General features: G+C 67.5%; 15 protein-coding genes and 1 pseudogene. 8 read left to right on the forward strand and 8 right to left on the reverse strand.

The window, feature by feature from the left end; all coding sequences use genetic code 11:
• Positions 1–106 precede the first annotated feature (106 nt).
• Both ABS45_RS15810 and ABS45_RS15815 read right to left on the reverse strand, forming a co-directional pair.
• A complete protein-coding gene (locus ABS45_RS15810) occupies positions 107–751 on the reverse strand; it encodes an OmpA family protein (RefSeq protein ID WP_291557315.1) in 645 nt (214 codons plus the stop codon).
• A gap of 13 nt (positions 752–764) precedes the next feature.
• Entirely contained in the window at positions 765–917 is a 153-nt protein-coding gene (locus ABS45_RS15815) for a hypothetical protein (protein WP_291557317.1), read from the reverse strand.
• Here ABS45_RS15815 and ABS45_RS15820 point away from each other — a divergent pair.
• From ABS45_RS15820 to gap, 3 genes are read left to right on the forward strand one after another with little or no spacing between them, the layout of a single operon-like run.
• Positions 850–2,079 carry an MltA domain-containing protein gene (locus tag ABS45_RS15820; protein WP_291557320.1) on the forward strand — a complete coding sequence of 410 codons (1,230 nt, stop codon included), beginning with the start codon at positions 850–852 and terminating at the stop codon, positions 2,077–2,079. The two genes, ABS45_RS15815 and ABS45_RS15820, sit on opposite strands and share 68 nt — an antisense overlap.
• 45 nt (positions 2,080–2,124) lie before the next feature.
• A complete protein-coding gene (tkt, locus tag ABS45_RS15825) occupies positions 2,125–4,164 on the forward strand; it encodes a transketolase (protein ID WP_291557323.1) in 2,040 nt (679 codons plus the stop codon).
• A 29-nt stretch (positions 4,165–4,193) separates the two neighbouring features.
• A complete protein-coding gene (gap, locus tag ABS45_RS15830; protein ID WP_291557325.1) occupies positions 4,194–5,195 on the forward strand; it encodes a type I glyceraldehyde-3-phosphate dehydrogenase in 1,002 nt (333 codons plus the stop codon).
• Positions 5,196–5,267: 72 nt separating this feature from the next.
• Here gap and ABS45_RS15835 read toward each other — a convergent pair whose 3' ends face one another.
• The 4 genes from ABS45_RS15835 to purE all read right to left on the reverse strand — a co-directional run bounded on the left by ABS45_RS15835 (position 5,268) and on the right by purE (position 8,994).
• The gene (locus tag ABS45_RS15835) at positions 5,268–6,254 is read right to left on the reverse strand and encodes an SGNH/GDSL hydrolase family protein (RefSeq protein ID WP_291557327.1); all 987 of its coding nucleotides are present in this window, start codon (positions 6,252–6,254) and stop codon (positions 5,268–5,270) included.
• Between the two features lie 63 nt (positions 6,255–6,317).
• On the reverse strand, positions 6,318–7,316 hold the full coding sequence (locus ABS45_RS15840; RefSeq protein WP_291557329.1) for an L-threonylcarbamoyladenylate synthase: 999 nt from the start codon (positions 7,314–7,316) through the stop codon (positions 6,318–6,320).
• A gap of 14 nt (positions 7,317–7,330) precedes the next feature.
• Positions 7,331–8,500 carry a 5-(carboxyamino)imidazole ribonucleotide synthase gene (locus ABS45_RS15845; RefSeq protein WP_291557332.1) on the reverse strand — a complete coding sequence of 390 codons (1,170 nt, stop codon included), beginning with the start codon at positions 8,498–8,500 and terminating at the stop codon, positions 7,331–7,333.
• Entirely contained in the window at positions 8,497–8,994 is a 498-nt protein-coding gene (gene purE, locus ABS45_RS15850) for a 5-(carboxyamino)imidazole ribonucleotide mutase (protein WP_291557336.1), read from the reverse strand. The genes ABS45_RS15845 and purE overlap by 4 nt, the downstream gene beginning before the upstream one ends.
• A 120-nt stretch (positions 8,995–9,114) precedes the next feature.
• On the opposite strand from purE, the gene trxA reads away from it, so the two are divergent.
• Complete coding sequence (trxA, locus tag ABS45_RS15855) at positions 9,115–10,008, forward strand: thioredoxin (RefSeq protein ID WP_291557340.1); 894 nt, start codon at positions 9,115–9,117, stop codon at positions 10,006–10,008.
• On the forward strand, positions 10,008–10,823 hold the full coding sequence (locus tag ABS45_RS15860) for an META domain-containing protein (RefSeq protein WP_291557342.1): 816 nt from the start codon (positions 10,008–10,010) through the stop codon (positions 10,821–10,823). The genes trxA and ABS45_RS15860 overlap by 1 nt, the downstream gene beginning before the upstream one ends.
• On the opposite strand, the pseudogene ABS45_RS15865 reads toward ABS45_RS15860, so the two are convergent.
• Positions 10,813–11,683: pseudogene (locus tag ABS45_RS15865) on the reverse strand (phosphoribosylaminoimidazolesuccinocarboxamide synthase). The gene ABS45_RS15860 and the pseudogene ABS45_RS15865 sit on opposite strands and share 11 nt — an antisense overlap.
• A gap of 216 nt (positions 11,684–11,899) precedes the next feature.
• On the opposite strand from ABS45_RS15865, the gene raiA reads away from it, so the two are divergent.
• The 3 genes from raiA (at position 11,900) to ABS45_RS15880 (ending at position 14,990) form a co-directional block, all read left to right on the forward strand.
• Complete coding sequence (gene raiA, locus ABS45_RS15870) at positions 11,900–12,250, forward strand: ribosome-associated translation inhibitor RaiA (RefSeq protein WP_024539721.1); 351 nt, start codon at positions 11,900–11,902, stop codon at positions 12,248–12,250.
• A gap of 116 nt (positions 12,251–12,366) precedes the next feature.
• Positions 12,367–14,526, forward strand: a complete 2,160-nt coding sequence (gene ppk1, locus ABS45_RS15875; RefSeq protein WP_291557345.1) for a polyphosphate kinase 1 — start codon at positions 12,367–12,369, stop codon at positions 14,524–14,526.
• Between the two features lie 2 nt (positions 14,527–14,528).
• Positions 14,529–14,990: a histidine phosphatase family protein gene (locus ABS45_RS15880; RefSeq protein ID WP_024539719.1), complete on the forward strand. Its 462-nt coding sequence runs from the start codon at positions 14,529–14,531 to the stop codon at positions 14,988–14,990.
• 61 nt (positions 14,991–15,051) lie between these two features.
• Here ABS45_RS15880 and ABS45_RS15885 read toward each other — a convergent pair whose 3' ends face one another.
• Positions 15,052–15,402: a hypothetical protein gene (locus ABS45_RS15885; protein WP_024539718.1), complete on the reverse strand. Its 351-nt coding sequence runs from the start codon at positions 15,400–15,402 to the stop codon at positions 15,052–15,054.
• Positions 15,403–15,459 lie beyond the last annotated feature (57 nt).

Genomic DNA, 15,459 nt, shown 5'->3' on the forward strand with positions numbered 1-15,459 from the left:
ACAATGTTCGATAAGGGCGAATTGCTCGGGTGTGATCTCCATGGTCAGCAGTGTCATTCATCCGAACCATTCATTCAATTAGTGTTAACACTCCCTAGTGGGGAGGTCAACCCTGCTGGCGATCGCCGACGTAGATTTCCACACGGCGGTTGCGCGCACGGCCTTCGGCCGTGTCGTTGCTGGCGATCGGCTCGCGCGAGCCACGACCGGCCACCTGGACATGCGCCGCGTTCACGCCGCGGTCCGCCAGGTAGTTGCGCACGCTGGTGGCGCGCTCCAGCGACAGCGGGTTGTTGATCGCATCCGAGCCGGTCGAATCGGTGTGGCCGATGATGCGCACGTCGGCGTTCGGGCTGGCGCGCAGGCCGCTGGCAAAACGGTCCAGGATGGCGCGGAAATTGGGCTGGATATCGGCGCGCCCGGTGGCAAACGAGATATCGCTGGGGATATCGAGCTTGAGCTGGTTGTCCGCCGTCTGCGTCACCGCCACGCCGGTGCCTTGCGTGGCGGCCTGCATCTCGCGCTTCTGCTTTTCCATGTGCTGCGACCAGATGTAGCCGCCCAGTGCGCCGGCACCCGCACCAATCACCGCGCCCGTGCCTGCGCTGCCGCCCACAATAGCCCCCAGCGCCGCGCCCCCCAGCGCGCCCACGCCGGCGCCGGTGGCAGTGTGACGCTGGGTGTCGCTCATGTTGGCGCAGCCGGTGAGCAGTGCCGCGGCCGCTACAGTCGAAATGATCAATGTGCGCATGGTGTCTTTCCTTTCATGGACGCTTGGAACCGGGTGATTCGGTATCGTCTGCCGGGTCCTGGTCCGCATGCAGTTCGCCCTTCTTGCGGCCGGAAAACATGGTCCACCAGATCAACAGCAGAAAGAGCACCAGCGCCAGCAGGGCTTCAAGGAAAATCAGCAGCATGTCGCTCAGTCTCTTGCGTCAAATCATCGTTGTTGCGATTGTAGGAGTGCTGACCGCGTGCGGCACGCGCCCGCCCGCGCCACCTGTGGCTGAGCCAAGTGGCGAGGCTGGAACGCTGGGTCCGCCGCGCCTGGGCCCGCTGGGCGGGCCGCTGGCGGTTCCGGGCACGCTCGCGGGGTACCGCAGCCGCTGGGTGCCGGTGGATTGGAACGATCTGCCGGGCTGGCAGCAGGATGCAATGCATGAAGCTTGGCAGGCGTGGCTGCGCAACTGCGAGCGCCCGGCGCCGGCGTTTGTGCCCCTGTGTCCCGAGGTGAGGCGCCTGGCGATTGCTGGCGAAGAGGAGCAGCGTGCCTGGATGCAGCAGCGCCTGCAGCCCTACCGCATCGAGGCGCAGGATGGCAACCTCAATGGTCTGCTGACCAGCTATTTCGAGCCCGTGCTCGAAGGCGCGCGGGTGCGAGGCAATGGTTTCGAGGTGCCGATCTATGCACCACCGCCGGGCCTGCCGGCCAAACAACCCTGGTACACGCGCCAGCAGATCGAGAGCGATTCACAGGTGCAGGCGCAGCTGGCGGGGCGCGTGATCGCCTGGGTGCGCGACCCGGTGCAGGCCATGGTGCTGCATATCCAGGGCACGGGGCGCCTGCGCTTGCATGAGCCCGATGGCAGCACACGCCTGGTGCGCCTGGCCTATGCCGCAACCAATAACCAGCCTTATCAGAGCGTGGGACGCTGGCTGCTCGACCGCGGCCTGGTGCGCGACGCCACCTGGCCGGGCATCAGCGCGTGGGCGCAGTCCAATCCGGGCCGGGTGCAGGAGATGCTCTGGGGCAATCCGCGCTATGTTTTTTTTCGCGAAGAACCACTCGACGGTGTTGCTGCGGACGAGGGGCCGCGGGGTGCGCAAGGCGTGCCGCTCACGCCCGGGCGCTCGATTGCGGTGGACCGCACCAGCATCCCGTATGGCACGCCGGTGTGGCTGGTCAGCGAGGGGCCGGTCGTCCGGCTCGATCGCCTGGTGATGGCGCAGGATACGGGCAGCGCCATCGTCGGCGCGGTGCGCGCGGACTATTTCGCGGGCTCGGGCGATGCAGCGGGTGCTCTGGCGGGGCGCCTGAAACAAGGCCTGCGCCTGTGGGCGCTCTGGCCGCGCCAGTAAAATAGAACGTTCTCGTGCACCTGCGCGCTGGCGCGCGCCCTCCCCATGGCCAATGCCTCACAAATGGCGAACGCAATCCGTGCGCTCGCGATGGATGCCGTTCAACTTGCCAACTCCGGCCACCCCGGCGCGCCCATGGGCATGGCCGACATGGCGGTGGCACTCTGGGGGCGGCATCTGTCGCACAACCCGGCCCATCCACACTGGGCCAATCGCGACCGCTTCGTGCTGTCCAACGGCCACGGTTCCATGCTCATCTATGCCTTGCTGCATCTGACGGGCTACGACCTGCCGATGGCCGAGCTGAAGAACTTCCGTCAGCTGCACAGCAAGACCGCCGGTCACCCCGAGGTCGGAGTGACGCCGGGCGTGGAAACCACCACCGGCCCACTGGGCCAGGGCGTGACGAACGCGGTCGGCATGGCGCTGGCCGAAAAGCTGCTGGCCGCCGAATTCAACCGTGATGGCCACGCCATCGTCGATCACCACACCTACGTCTTCCTGGGCGACGGCTGCCTGATGGAAGGCATCAGCCACGAGGCCTGCGCGCTGGCGGGTGCCTGGAAACTCAACAAGCTCATCGCGCTGTACGACGACAACGGCATCAGCATCGACGGCCAGGTCAGCCCCTGGTATGTGGACGATGTGGCGCAGCGCTTCAACGCTTACCAGTGGAGCGTGATCGGCCCGATCGACGGGCACAACCCGGATGTCGTGGACGCTGCCATCGCCCAGGCGCGCGAGGAGACGGAGCGCCCCACGCTCATCATCTGCAAGACCCACATCGGGCACGGCAGTCCCAACCGCGCGGATACCGCCAAGGCGCACGGCGAGCCGCTGGGGGCGGATGAAATCGCGCTCACGCGCGCCGCGCTGGGTTGGAACCACGCACCATTCGAGATTCCTGCCGAAGTCTACGCCGACTGGGATGCCAAGGCGGCAGGGGCGGGGCGCGAGGCGGCGTGGAACGAGCGTTTTGCCGCCTATGCGGCGGCGTACCCGGAAATGGCCAGCGAGTTCACGCGCCGCATGGCGGGCGAGCTGCCCAAGAGCTTCGCGCAGACCGCGGTGGACGCCGTCGTCGAGGCCCACACCCGACAGGAGACCGTGGCCAGCCGCAAGGCAAGCCAGATCACGCTTGAACCGCTGACGGCGAAGATTCCCGAGCTGCTCGGCGGCAGCGCCGACCTGACCGGCTCCAACCTCACCAACACCAAGAGCACGCCGCAACTGCGCTTTGACGCGGCCGGCGCGGTGGTGATGAACGAGGCGGGCCAGGGCGGACGCCACATCAACTACGGCGTGCGCGAGTTCGGCATGGCCGCGATCATGAACGGCATCGCGCTGCACGGCGGCTTCATTCCGTATGGCGGCACCTTCCTGACCTTCAGCGACTACAGCCGCAATGCCATCCGCATGGCGGCGCTGATGAAGCAGCGCGTGATCCATGTTTTCACGCACGACAGCATCGGCCTGGGCGAGGACGGCCCGACGCACCAGCCGGTGGAGCATGCGGCCAGCCTGCGCCTGATTCCTGGCCTGGACGTCTGGCGCCCGGCCGATACCGCAGAAACCGCCGTGGCCTGGAGCGTCGCGCTGACCAATGCGCAGCGCCCGACCGCGCTGCTGCTCAGCCGCCAGAACCTGCCCTATCTGCCCAAGAAGGCGCTGGGCGACATCTCGCGCGGCGCCTATGTGCTCGCCGAGCCACAGGCTGTCGGCCTGAAGAAAAAGGCCCAGGCGGTGATCATCGCCACCGGTTCCGAGGTGTCTCTGGCACTGGAGGCGCAAAAATTGCTTGCCGGCAAAAAGATAGCTGTCCGCGTAGTTTCCATGCCGAGTACGACTGCATTTGATCGTGAGTCGGTCAAGTACAAGAAGCTGGTTTTGCCCGAAGGCCTGCCGCGCATCGCGGTGGAGATGGGCGTGAGCGAAGGCTGGTGGAAGTACGGCTGTGCCGCGGTGGTTGGCATCGACAGTTTCGGCGAGTCGGCACCGGCCAAGGTGCTGCTGCCGCACTTTGGCTTCACGGCAGACAACGTTGCCGCGACCGTGCAGGCGGCGCTAGTGCGTCGCCGCAAATGATTCTTCAGCAACTGTGAAAGGGTGACCTCATGACGATCAAGCTTGGCATCAACGGTTTTGGCCGCATCGGCCGCAATGTGCTGCGCGCAGCGATCCAGAACTTCCCCGACATCGAGGTCGTCGGCATCAACGACTTGCTTGAGCCCGACTACCTCGCCTACATGCTCAAGCACGACAGCGTGCATGGCCGTTTTGACGGTGAGGTGGCGGTCGATGGGAATACGCTCATCGTCAACGGCAAGAAGATCCGCCTGACGGCTGAAAAAGACCCGGCGGCGCTCAAGTGGAACGAAATCGGCGCCGACATCGTGCTCGAATCCACCGGCCTGTTCCTGACCAAGGAAACCGCGCAAAAGCACATCACCGCTGGCGCCAAGAAGGTGCTGATGTCCGCGCCGTCCAAGGACGATACTCCCATGTTCGTCTTCGGCGTGAACGACAAAACCTATGCCGGCGAGGCGATTGCCTCCAATGCTTCCTGCACCACCAACTGCCTGGCGCCCGTGGCCAAGGTGCTGAACGACAAATGGGGCATCAAGCGCGGCCTGATGACCACGGTGCACGCCGCGACGGCGACGCAGAAGACGGTGGACGGCCCTTCCAACAAGGACTGGCGCGGCGGGCGCGGCATACTGGAGAACATCATTCCGTCCAGCACCGGCGCCGCCAAGGCCGTGGGCGTGGTCATTCCCGAGCTCAACAAGAAGCTCACTGGCATGAGTTTTCGCGTGCCGACCTCCGATGTGTCGGTCGTGGACCTGACGGTGGAGCTGGAGAAGGAAGCCAGCTACGAAGAGATCAAGGCCGAGATGAAGGCGCAGGCACAGGGCGCGCTCAAGGGCGTGCTGGGCTATACCGACGACAAGGTGGTGGCCACCGACTTCCGTGGTGATGCGCGCACCTCCATCTTCGACGCGGACGCCGGCATTGCGCTGGACAAGAACTTCGTCAAGCTCGTGGCCTGGTACGACAACGAATGGGGTTATTCCAACAAGTGCCTGGAGATGGTGCGGGTGATGGCGAAGGCATGACGCGGCGGCGCATGCCGGCATGAAAAAAACGCGCCTCGGGCGCGTTTTTTCATCGGTGCTGCAGGCGAGAAATCACCAGGTGTCGCGCAGCACGTCGTTGAAGGCGTGGTCTCCGAGCTGGCGCTGCGAGGTGGGGGAGACGTAGATCTGGTCGGCGAACTCGTAGTTGGTGGGGTCGGCACCGGGGAGCAGCGTGCTGCTGGTGCACAGCGCGGAATTGACCTGGCCTGCGCCCGTGCCTATGCCTGCGCCGGAGTCGATCGAGGTGCACACCGGATTGGTGCTGTTGGCAAAGCCGATGTAGTTGTACGGGCGGTGCACGCTGTCATCGAGGGGGTTGACGTAACCCGCCATCTCCACATAGCGAACGCGTGTGCCCAGATCTTCGATCTTGAGCAGCAGAGTGGCGTTGAAGGCGTCGCTGGCCTGCGTGAGCAGACTGGTGTTGCTGTTGCTGTCGCTTTGCCCCAATGCCGCAGCCCAGGGGGTGCGACCCAGGCGATAGACGCCGCTGACGACCACATGCAAATTGGCATTGGCCAGACGACGTACTTGCGTGGCCAGGTCTTCGCCGGCCTGCCGCACCTGCGCCAGGTATTGATCCGCTGTCTGCGTGCCCGCCTGAACCGCCATCATGCCGACAATCAGGTCGGCCGTGCCGGCGCTGATCAGCACCATGTCGCCCGACTGCACCGTCTGGGTGGCGAGAAAGCCATCCACCTGCTCGCTGACCGTTGGCGTGCCGGCGTTGCCCGCGGCGTCGGGTTTGGCGGTGATGCGTGCATTGCCCCGGGCGTAGCTCTGGCCGCCGGCGGCGCTGGAGCTGAGCGTGAGGCCGTAGCGCTGCGCGACCTGCACCGTCCAGTTGTTGACGCTGCCATCGTTCACGGTGTAGCGGCCGTTGCCGGAGGCGTCGCCAAGATAGGCCATGCTGTCGCCGAAGGCGATCATGCGCTGGGGTTTGAAACCGTCGACGACGCTGGAGCCGCAGGCGGCGAGCCAAGCGGTCGATGCGCAGGCCGCCGCAAGCAGGGTGCGGCGCAACCAAGGTGCTGACATGGGGTCGTTCTCCGAATAGAAGCAGCGAGTGTAAACGGTGCTCCGGGCCCGAATCAGCCCGAATCAGCGTGTGGCGGCCGCGCGCTGCAGCCGGTCGCGCACGCCGTCCCAGGCGGCGGCGGTGGGGGGGATTTCGACCCAGATCAGGCGCGCGCCGACATCGTCGAAGGCGCGCAGCTGGGCAAACAGTTGCTGCGCCGCGGCTGCCGGATCGTCGGGCATGCGCCGCAGCAGCGCGTGCTTGGCCGTGGCACGCAGGGTGCTGCGGGCATAGACGGCGACATGTGTTCCGTCCTCACCCAGCAGGTTCAGGCCGGTCTGCAGTTCCTGGGCGCTCATCAGGCGTACGGTCGCCTTGGGAGCGTAGTGCATCAAAAGTGTGCCTGACGCCCGTGGTTCATGCGCTGGCAGCTCCTCTTTCAATAGAACACGCTGACCGCAGACAGTGGAAATCTGCTCGCCTGTCAGCATTCCGGGGCGCAGCAGCACGGGGGCGCCACGTGTGCAGTCGATGATGGTCGATTCGATGCCGACGCTGCAGGCACCGCCGTCGAGCACCAGCAGCGCATCGCCGAATTCGTCCTGCACATGCCGGGCAGTGGTGGGGCTGACGCGGCCGAAGCGGTTGGCACTGGGCGCGGCCAGGCCCCGGATGGCCGGCTGGTGCGCGGCGCAGGCGGCCAGCACCTGCTGCGCCACCGGGTGGGCCGGGCAGCGCAGGCCGACGCTGTCTTGACCGCCCGCGGCAGCCTGCGCCACGCCATGGCGGCGCGGCACGATGAGCGTCAGCGGCCCGGGCCAGAAGGCGGTCATCAGCCGCTGGGCAAACGCCGGCAGGTGGTCGGCGTAGTGCAGCGCCGCCTCGGCGTTGGCCACGTGCACGATCAGCGGGTGGTTCGCGGGTCGTCCCTTGGTCGTGAAGATGCTGGCGACGGCCGCCGCGTTGTCGGCGTCGGCGGCCAGGCCGTAGACGGTTTCGGTGGGCAGGCCGAGCAGGTCGCCGCGCGCCAGCGCCTGTACCGCTGCCTGTATCGAGGGTTCGAGGGTGCCGTCCAGGACCATGGCAGGCAGCCGCCCTACACCTCGAAAGGCGCGATGCCGAGGATCTGCGCCACGCGCAGCGCGGTGGCGCGCACCGCGGCGCTGCTGCTGCCGGTCACCGTCAGGTGTCCCATCTTGCGCCCGGCGCGGGCTTCGGCCTTGCCGTACAGGTGCAGGTGGCAGCCGGGCAGGCCCAGCACTTCGTCCCAGGGCGGAGGGCTGGCGGCGGCGCCCCGCGCGAACCAGAGCTCGCCGAGCAGGTTCAGCATGAGGGCGGGGCTGTGTTGGCGCGGCTGTACCAGTGGCAGGCCGGTCATGGCGCGCACCTGCAGCTCGAACTGTGAAACGTCGGCGCCGTCGATGCTCCAGTGCCCGCTGTTGTGCGGGCGCGGCGCGATTTCGTTCACCACCAGGCGCCCGTCAGCGAGCACGAAGAATTCGATGCACAGCACGCCAACGTAAGCCATGCCCTCGGCGATCGATCGGGCAGCATCCACGACCTGGCGCGTAAAGGTGGCAGGCATGGTTTCTTCGAGAACTTCGGTCACGGCGAGGATGCCGCCCCGGTGCAGGTTGCGCTGCACCGGCAGCTGCACCATCGCGCCGTCCTGTCCGCGCGCCAGCACGACGGAGCATTCAAAGGCCAGCGGCAGGCGCTTTTCCAGCACGCAGGGCGCGCGCCGCAGCTGTTCCCATGCGGCCGCCAGCTCCTGCGGCGTGCCCACGCGCACCTGACCCTTGCCGTCGTAGCCCAGGGTGGCGGTCTTGAGAATGCCGGGCAGCAGATGGCTGCTTACCGCGGCGAGTTGCTCTGGGGATTCGATCACCGCATGTGGCGCCACGGGGACGCCGCAGCGCTCGAAATGGGCTTTCTCCCGCGCCCGGTGCTGGGCGATGGCAACTGCATCGGCCGACGGCGCCACCGGCCGTTCATGCGCCAGGGTTTGCAGCGCCGCGGCGGGCACGTTCTCGAACTCGGTGGTTACCGCCGCGCAGAGGCGGGCCAGCTCCGCCAGGCCCTGCGGGTCTTGGTAGCCGGTGCGAATGTGGTGATGGCTGACGCGCCCCGCCGGACTGTCCGCATCCGGGTCGAGCACCGCCGTGAAGTAGCCCATCTTCTGCGCTGCGTGCACGAACATGCGCCCGAGCTGTCCGCCGCCCAGCACCCCCAGCGTTGCGCCGGGCAGGATCATGCCGTGGCTCATGGCGCCACCGGCGGCAATTGCATCGCTTGCGCCGCCGCGGTCTGCTCGGCCCGGAAGGCTTGCAGACGCTCACGCAAAGCAGGGCGTTCATTGGCCAGCAGCGCCACGGCAAACAGCGCGGCGTTGGCGGCGCCCGCGGCGCCGATGGCAAACGTGGCCACCGGCACACCCCTGGGCATCTGCACGATGGAATAGAGCGAATCCACGCCCTGCAGGTGGCGGCTGGCCACCGGCACGCCCAGCACCGGCACGGTGGTCTTGGCCGCCAGCATCCCCGGCAGGTGGGCCGCGCCGCCGGCGCCGGCGATGATGGCCTTCATGCCGCGGGCGGCGGCGCTTTCGGCATAGGCAAACATCGCGTCGGGCATGCGGTGGGCCGAGACCACCTGCGCCTCGTGCGGGATCTCGAATTGCTGCAGGATGGCGACGGCATGCTGCAGGGTCTCCCAGTCGCTGGAAGAGCCCATGACAACGCCGATGTCGATGGAATTCATGGTTGGGGCGCGGCAAGCGCGCCATGCGGTGCAAGGCCCTTGATTTTAGTGACTCGTGCCTGCAACTGACTGGTTTGCCAGACAATCGGGCGCACAGCGCCTTTGCAGGAATGGATTGCCATGGATGTCACCACGCAGAATTTTGAAGCCGAGGTCATCGCCGCCTCGATGACCACCCCTGTCCTCGTCGACTTCTGGGCGCCCTGGTGCGGCCCGTGCAAGACGCTGGGCCCCATATTGGAAAAGCTGGAGGCGGACTACGGCGGGCGCTTCAAGCTCGCCAAGGTCGATTCCGACCAGGAGCAGCAACTCGCCGCCATGTTCGGCGTGCGCAGCATCCCGACGGTGGTGCTGATGATGAACGGCCAGCCGGTGGATGGCTTCATGGGCGCGCTGCCCGAGAGCCAGGTGCGGGCTTTCCTGGACAAGCATCTCCCGCCGGCCGATGAAATGCCTGAAGAGCCTGCCGGGGCGCTTGAGGAAAATGCTGACGCTGGCACCACCCTGGAAGCGCTGCAGGCCGCGGTGGATGCGGCGCCGGCCAACGACGACGCTCGTTTTGAGCTGGTGAAATTCCTGCTGCAGCAGGGCCAGCTTGACGCCGCCAAGATGGCCTTCGCGCCGGTCGCCGCCAAGGTCGAGATCTCGCGCCATCTGGCGGCGTTGCAACTGTGGATCAATGCCATCGATTTTGTAGCTGAAACCGCAGATGCACAAAGCGCAATGGCTGGTTTTGACGCAAAAATTGCAGCCAACAAACGCGACTTTGCGGCCCGCTTTGGACGTGCGCGCGTTTTGATCGCCGGTCAACACTGGACCGATGCCATGGATGAACTGCTCGAGATCCTGATGCGTGACAAGGCCTGGAACGAGGACGCGGCGCGCAAGGCTTATGTCGCGGTGCTTGACCTGATCGAGCCGCCCAAGGTCAAGGTGGCCGATGGTCAGATTCCGCCCGAGGACCCGGTAGTGGCCAGCTACCGCAGGCGGCTGTCGAGCGTCGTGCTCAGCTGATGCGCCTTGCCGGTGCCGCGCTGGCGCTGGCGGCGTTGGGGCTCGCCGGTTGTGCCAGCGTGCCGCCGCCGGACGCATTGCTCAGCGGGGTCGCGCTCACGCGCCAGCGGGTCAGTCTGCCCGGGGACAGCGTTTTCGAAGCTGCGCTGCTGCAATGGCCGGGTGGCGGCGCGCCTCCCGTCGTGCTGGCGCGCCAGCGCATCGATGACGCAGGCAGTCCGCCCTATGCCTTGGCACTGCCCTATCGCCAGGCGGCGGTCACTCCGGGCCTGCGCCACGAGGTGCGCGCCAGCGTCTTGCAGGGCGACGGCTTGATCCTGCACAGCCCCGAGGACGTGGTGGTGCTGCTCGATCCGGCGCTGCGCCGTGTCGATGTGTTGCTGGCAGCGGTGGCGACGGCGCAAGCCCAGGCAGCGGTGGCGCTGCAGCAAACCTGGTGGCGTCTGGTGGACATCGCGGGTGGCGGCCCGCTGGTCGGCCTGCCTGCGGCGCAGGCGCAGCCTGCACATTTGCTGTTGCATGGCGCTGAGGCACGGGTGACAGGCTCTGGCGGCTGCAACCGCTTTGGTGGGCAGTACCGGCTGCAGGGACAGTCGCTGCGGTTTTTCGGGCTCAGCGCCACCTTGCGCCTGTGTCTGGATGGCGGGTCGAGCGAGGCAGGGTTTTTTGAGCGCCTGCCCCAGGTGGTCTCCTACTGGCAGAAGGACAGGCGCCTGGAGTTGCGTGGCAGTGACGGCAAGGCATTGCTGACATTTGAAGCGCAAGAGGACGGCGTGCCGCCGTTCGCACCCCGGCCCGACGCGTTCAGGCGGTGAGGCGCGCTAAGGCTTCGCGGTACTTGGCGGAGGTTTTGGCGATCACTTCCTGCGGCAGACGGGGTGCCGGCGCGGTCTTGTTCCAGGGTTTGCCGTCCACCAGCGCCTGCTCCAGCCAGTCGCGCACGAACTGCTTGTCAAAGCTCGGCGGGTTGGCGCCGGCGGGGCGTGAGCACCTCGTCCATCAGCACCAGCGCGCCGGAGGAGGTCAGGCCAAACTCGAACTTGGTGTCGGCAATGATCAGCCCCTTGGTCAGCGCATGCGCCGCGGCGGCCTCGTAGAGCGCGATCGCGGTGTCGCGGATTTTTGCCGCGAGGGGCTCACCCACCATCTGCACGGTGGCCGCGTAGCTGATGTTCTCGTCGTGCCCCGACGCCGCCTTGGCCGCGGGCGTGTAGATGGGGTGCGGCAGGCGCGCCGCGTTGGTCAGGCCCGCGGGCAGCGGCACGCCGCAGACCTCGCGGCTCGCCTGGTATTCCTTCCAGCCGCTGCCGGCCAGATAGCCGCGCACCACCGCCTCGATGGCGATGGGCTGCAGGCGCCGGACCAGCATGGAGCGGCCCAGCACCTGCGGCCGTTCCTCGGCCGTCACGGCGGATTCGGGCGCTTCACCCGTCAGGTGGTTGGGAATGATGCGGGCGAGGCGCTCGAACCAGAACAGCGCCATCTGCGTGAGCAGCTGGCCCTTGCCCGGGATGGGTTCGCCCATGATCACGTCGAACGCCGAGAGCCGGTCGCTGGCGATCATCAGGATGCGGTCGTCGCCTACCGCGTAGTTGTCGCGCACCTTGCCGCGCGCCAAGAGCGGCAGCGAGGTGATGCGGGAGGTGTGCAGGGCGTTGGAAGCGGTGTCTGTCATGGTGCGAATCGGTGCCACGCAGACCGCCGCACCCCGGACTAATCCCGCCATTGTGCCGTCTTTTCGACCGCTTGCGGGGCAAAGCCACTGGCGCCAGGCGGATGTCCTTTGCGCGGCGCAACTTCCCGGTGCATAGTGGCTCCAAGGGACAGGACAGGTTCGTCGGCCGCCCGGCACCGGGCGGCATTCTTCCACCGTGAACTACAGGAGAGTTTCATGAATTTGACGATCAGCGGCCATCATCTCGAAGTGACCCCCGCCTTGCGCGGCTACGTCACGTCCAAGCTGGAACGTCTCATCCGGCACTTTGACCAGGTGGTGGACATCAAGGTCCTGCTCACCGTCGAGAAGCAGAAGGAAAAGGAAAAGCGCCAGCGCGCCGAATGCAACGTCCGCGTCAAGGGCTCCGATCTGTTCGCCGAGGCCAGCCACTTCGATCTCTATGCCGCGATCGACGAACTCATGGACAAGCTCGATCGCCAGGTGGTGCGCCACAAGACGCGTACGCAGGACCACCAGGCCGATCTGCGCCGCGCCACGATGCAGGCGGCGGGCGCGATGGCCTGAGCCCAGCCTCGCACCCAGCGCAGCCGTCTTTCGGGGCGGTTTTTTATCGGTGTTTGTCCTTGGGCCGGACACCGATGTCATGAAATTGTCACCGGCGCACCCAATACTCCGTCGGCATGACGCCTGTGCAGACCCTCGACCCCGCTGCCGCGGGGTTCGCCGCTGGTGACGGACCCGAGGCGGCGGCCCTTGCGCCCGCCCGCCTGCTGCTGCTGAACCGCGACCACAGCATCCTGGCCTTCAACGAGCGCGTGCTGGACTGGGCGGTGCGCGAGGACGTGCCGCTGCTCGAGCGCCTGCGCTACCTGTGCATTGTCTCGTCCAACCTGGACGAGTTCTTCGAGGTGCGGGCCGCGGCCCATCTGGCCGCGGCCAGGGCGGCGCAGGCGGGCGAGACCGCCGATGACGGCTACGGCGCCGGCAGCTTCGAGGCCCTGTCGCTCAAGACGCACGCGCTGGTGGCGCGCCAGTACGCGCTGTACAACGATTCGCTGATGCCGGCGTTCGCGGCGCATGGCATCCGCATCGTCTCGCACGGCGAGCGCACGCTGGCGCAGCGGCGCTGGGTGCGCGAGTACTTCCGGCGCGAGGTGCGCCCGCTGCTGATCCCCGTGGGGCTGGACCCGGCGCACCCGTTCCCGCAGGTGGCCAACAAGTCGCTGAACTTCATCGTGCGCCTGCGCGGCGGCGACGCCTTCGGGCGCGAGAACGAGATCGCCATCGTCAAGGTGCCGCGCGCGCTGCCGCGGCTGATGCGCCTGCCGGCCGGCGTCGCGCCGACGGGGCTGCGTTTCGTCAGTCTGTCGAGCATCATCCGCACGCACCTGGCCGAGCTGTTTCCGGGGCGCCAGGTGTGCGAGTTCTCGCAGTTCCGCGTCACGCGCCACTCGGACCTGGCGGTGGACGAGGACGACGTGCGCAACCTGCGCACCGCGCTGCGCCAGGGGCTGCAGCACCGCCACTACGGGCAGGCGGTGCGGCTGGAAGTTTCGGCCGGCTGCTCGCCCGTCCTGGCGGATTTCCTGCAAACCCAGTTCGCGCTGCCGGCGGCGGCGCTGTACCGGGTGCATGGCCCCGTCAATCTGGTGCGCATGGGGCAGCTGGTGGACCTGGTGGACGATGCGGCGCTGCTGTTCACGCCCTGGCGCCCGGCCTGGCCGGCCCGGCTGCCGCAGGCCGGCGCCATCCTGGCGCGGCTGCGCCGGCGCGACGTGCTGATCCACCAGCCGTTCGAGAGTTTTGATGGCGTGCTGGCCTTCCTGCGCGAGGCCGTGGGCGACCCGCAGGTGCTGGCCATCAAGCAGACCATCTACCGCACCGGCGCCGATTCCGAGCTGATGGAGCTGCTGCGTGAGGCGGTGCACCGCGGCAAGGAGGTGACGGCGGTGGTGGAGCTGAAGGCGCGTTTCGACGAGGAGGCCAACATCAACTGGGCCGAGGCGCTGGAGTCCATCGGCGCGCAGGTGGTGTATGGCGTGGTGGGCCTCAAGACGCACGCCAAGATGCTGCTGGTGACGCGCCGCGAGGGCAGCGGCCTGCGCCGCTACGGACACCTGTCCACCGGCAACTACAACCCGCGCACCGCGCGCCTGTACACCGATCTGAGCTACCTGACGGCCGACGAGCACGTCACGGCCGACATGGACGCCGTGTTCGACCACTTGGCCAACCAGAACCGCCTGCCGAAGCTGCGCCGGCTGCTGCTGGCGCCGTTCGAGCTGCAGCGCAGCCTGATCGGCAAGATCGACGCGGCGGGCCTGGCGGCCGAGCGCGGCGAGGGCGGGCGCATCGTCGCCAAGATGAACGCGCTGACCGACGAGGACCTGATCCGCGCCCTGGTGCGCGCGGGCCAGCGCGGCGCGCGCATCGACCTGATCGTGCGCGGCGCCTGCATGCTGCCCGCGCGGGTGCCAGGCATCACCGACAACATCCGCGTGCGCTCGGTCATCGGGCGGTTTCTGGAGCACACCCGGGTGTTCTACTTCTGCGCCGGCGCGCAGGAGGAGCTGTACCTGGCCAGCGCCGACTGGATGAACCGCAACATGCTGCGGCGCGAGGAGATCGCCTGGCCGGTGACCGATCGCAAACTGCGCCAGCGCATCATCGACGAGTGCCTGGTGGCCTACCTGCACGACGACCGCGACGCCTGGACGCTGGAGCCGGACGGCCGCTACGCCAGGGCGCCGCGCGCGCTGGACGGCGCGGGCGCGCAGAACGCACTGATGGCACGCTATGCGCCGTCGCCTGCGTCCACGGCCCCCCATCCGGACACCTGAAAATGGACCTGATTCTCTGGCGCCACGCCGAGGCGGAGAGCGAGGGCGACGAGGGCGAGGACATCGCCCGGCCCCTGACGCACCGTGGCGAGAAACAGGCCGCGCGCATGGCCGTCTGGCTGGAGCGCCAGCTCCCGGACGGTCTGCGCGTGCTGGCCAGCCCGGCGCGCCGGGCCGAGCAGACCGCGCGTGCGCTGGGCCGCAAGGTCAAGCTGCGTGCCGAACTGCTGCCCGGCGGCAGCCCCGACGAGCTGCTGACGCTGGCCCAGTGGCCGGACGCCCGCAGCGCCGTGCTGGTCGTCGGCCACCAGCCGCTGCTGGGCCAGACGGCCGCGCGCCTGCTGGGCTTGCAGGCGCCGGATTGCGCGATCCGCAAGGGGGCCGTCTGGTGGCTGCGGCACCGGCGGCGGCAGGGGGTCGAGGAAACCATCCTGCTGGCGGTGCGTTCGCCGGATTTTTTCTGAAAACTATCGAAAAATGAGCTACTGGCACTTGTATATCAAGCGCTTTATCCACTTTTGACCATTATTTTTTCGCTGCCTTGGGGCGCCCGGTCTTGATCGCCGGAACGGCCTGCAGGGCCACCAGCAGCGCGGCGTCGTCCAGGCCGGCGAGCAGCTTCAGGCCGGCGCGCAGCAGCTCGCTCTTCTTGGCCGGGCGCGCCAGCGCCGCCGCGCGCTGCTTGAGCGCGTCGATGGCGGCGTATTCGTCCTTGGGCATGGTGAAGCCGTCGCGCACCAGCTTGGGCTTGCGCGGCTTGGCGTCGGGCTCGGCGGCGGCCGGAGCGGGCTTCTTGCCCGGTGCGGGTGCGGCCGCGGCCGTTTTGGTTTTGGTCTTGGCGGCCGGGGCGCGAGGGGTTTTGGCGGTGGCGGGCATGGTCTGGATCGGTTTGAAAACGGTATAAACAGTTTATACCGTTTGAAGACGCCGCGC

The organism is Comamonas sp. SCN 65-56, from assembly GCF_001724135.1.
In the GTDB taxonomy this organism is placed as follows: domain Bacteria; phylum Pseudomonadota; class Gammaproteobacteria; order Burkholderiales; family Burkholderiaceae_C; genus Comamonas_C.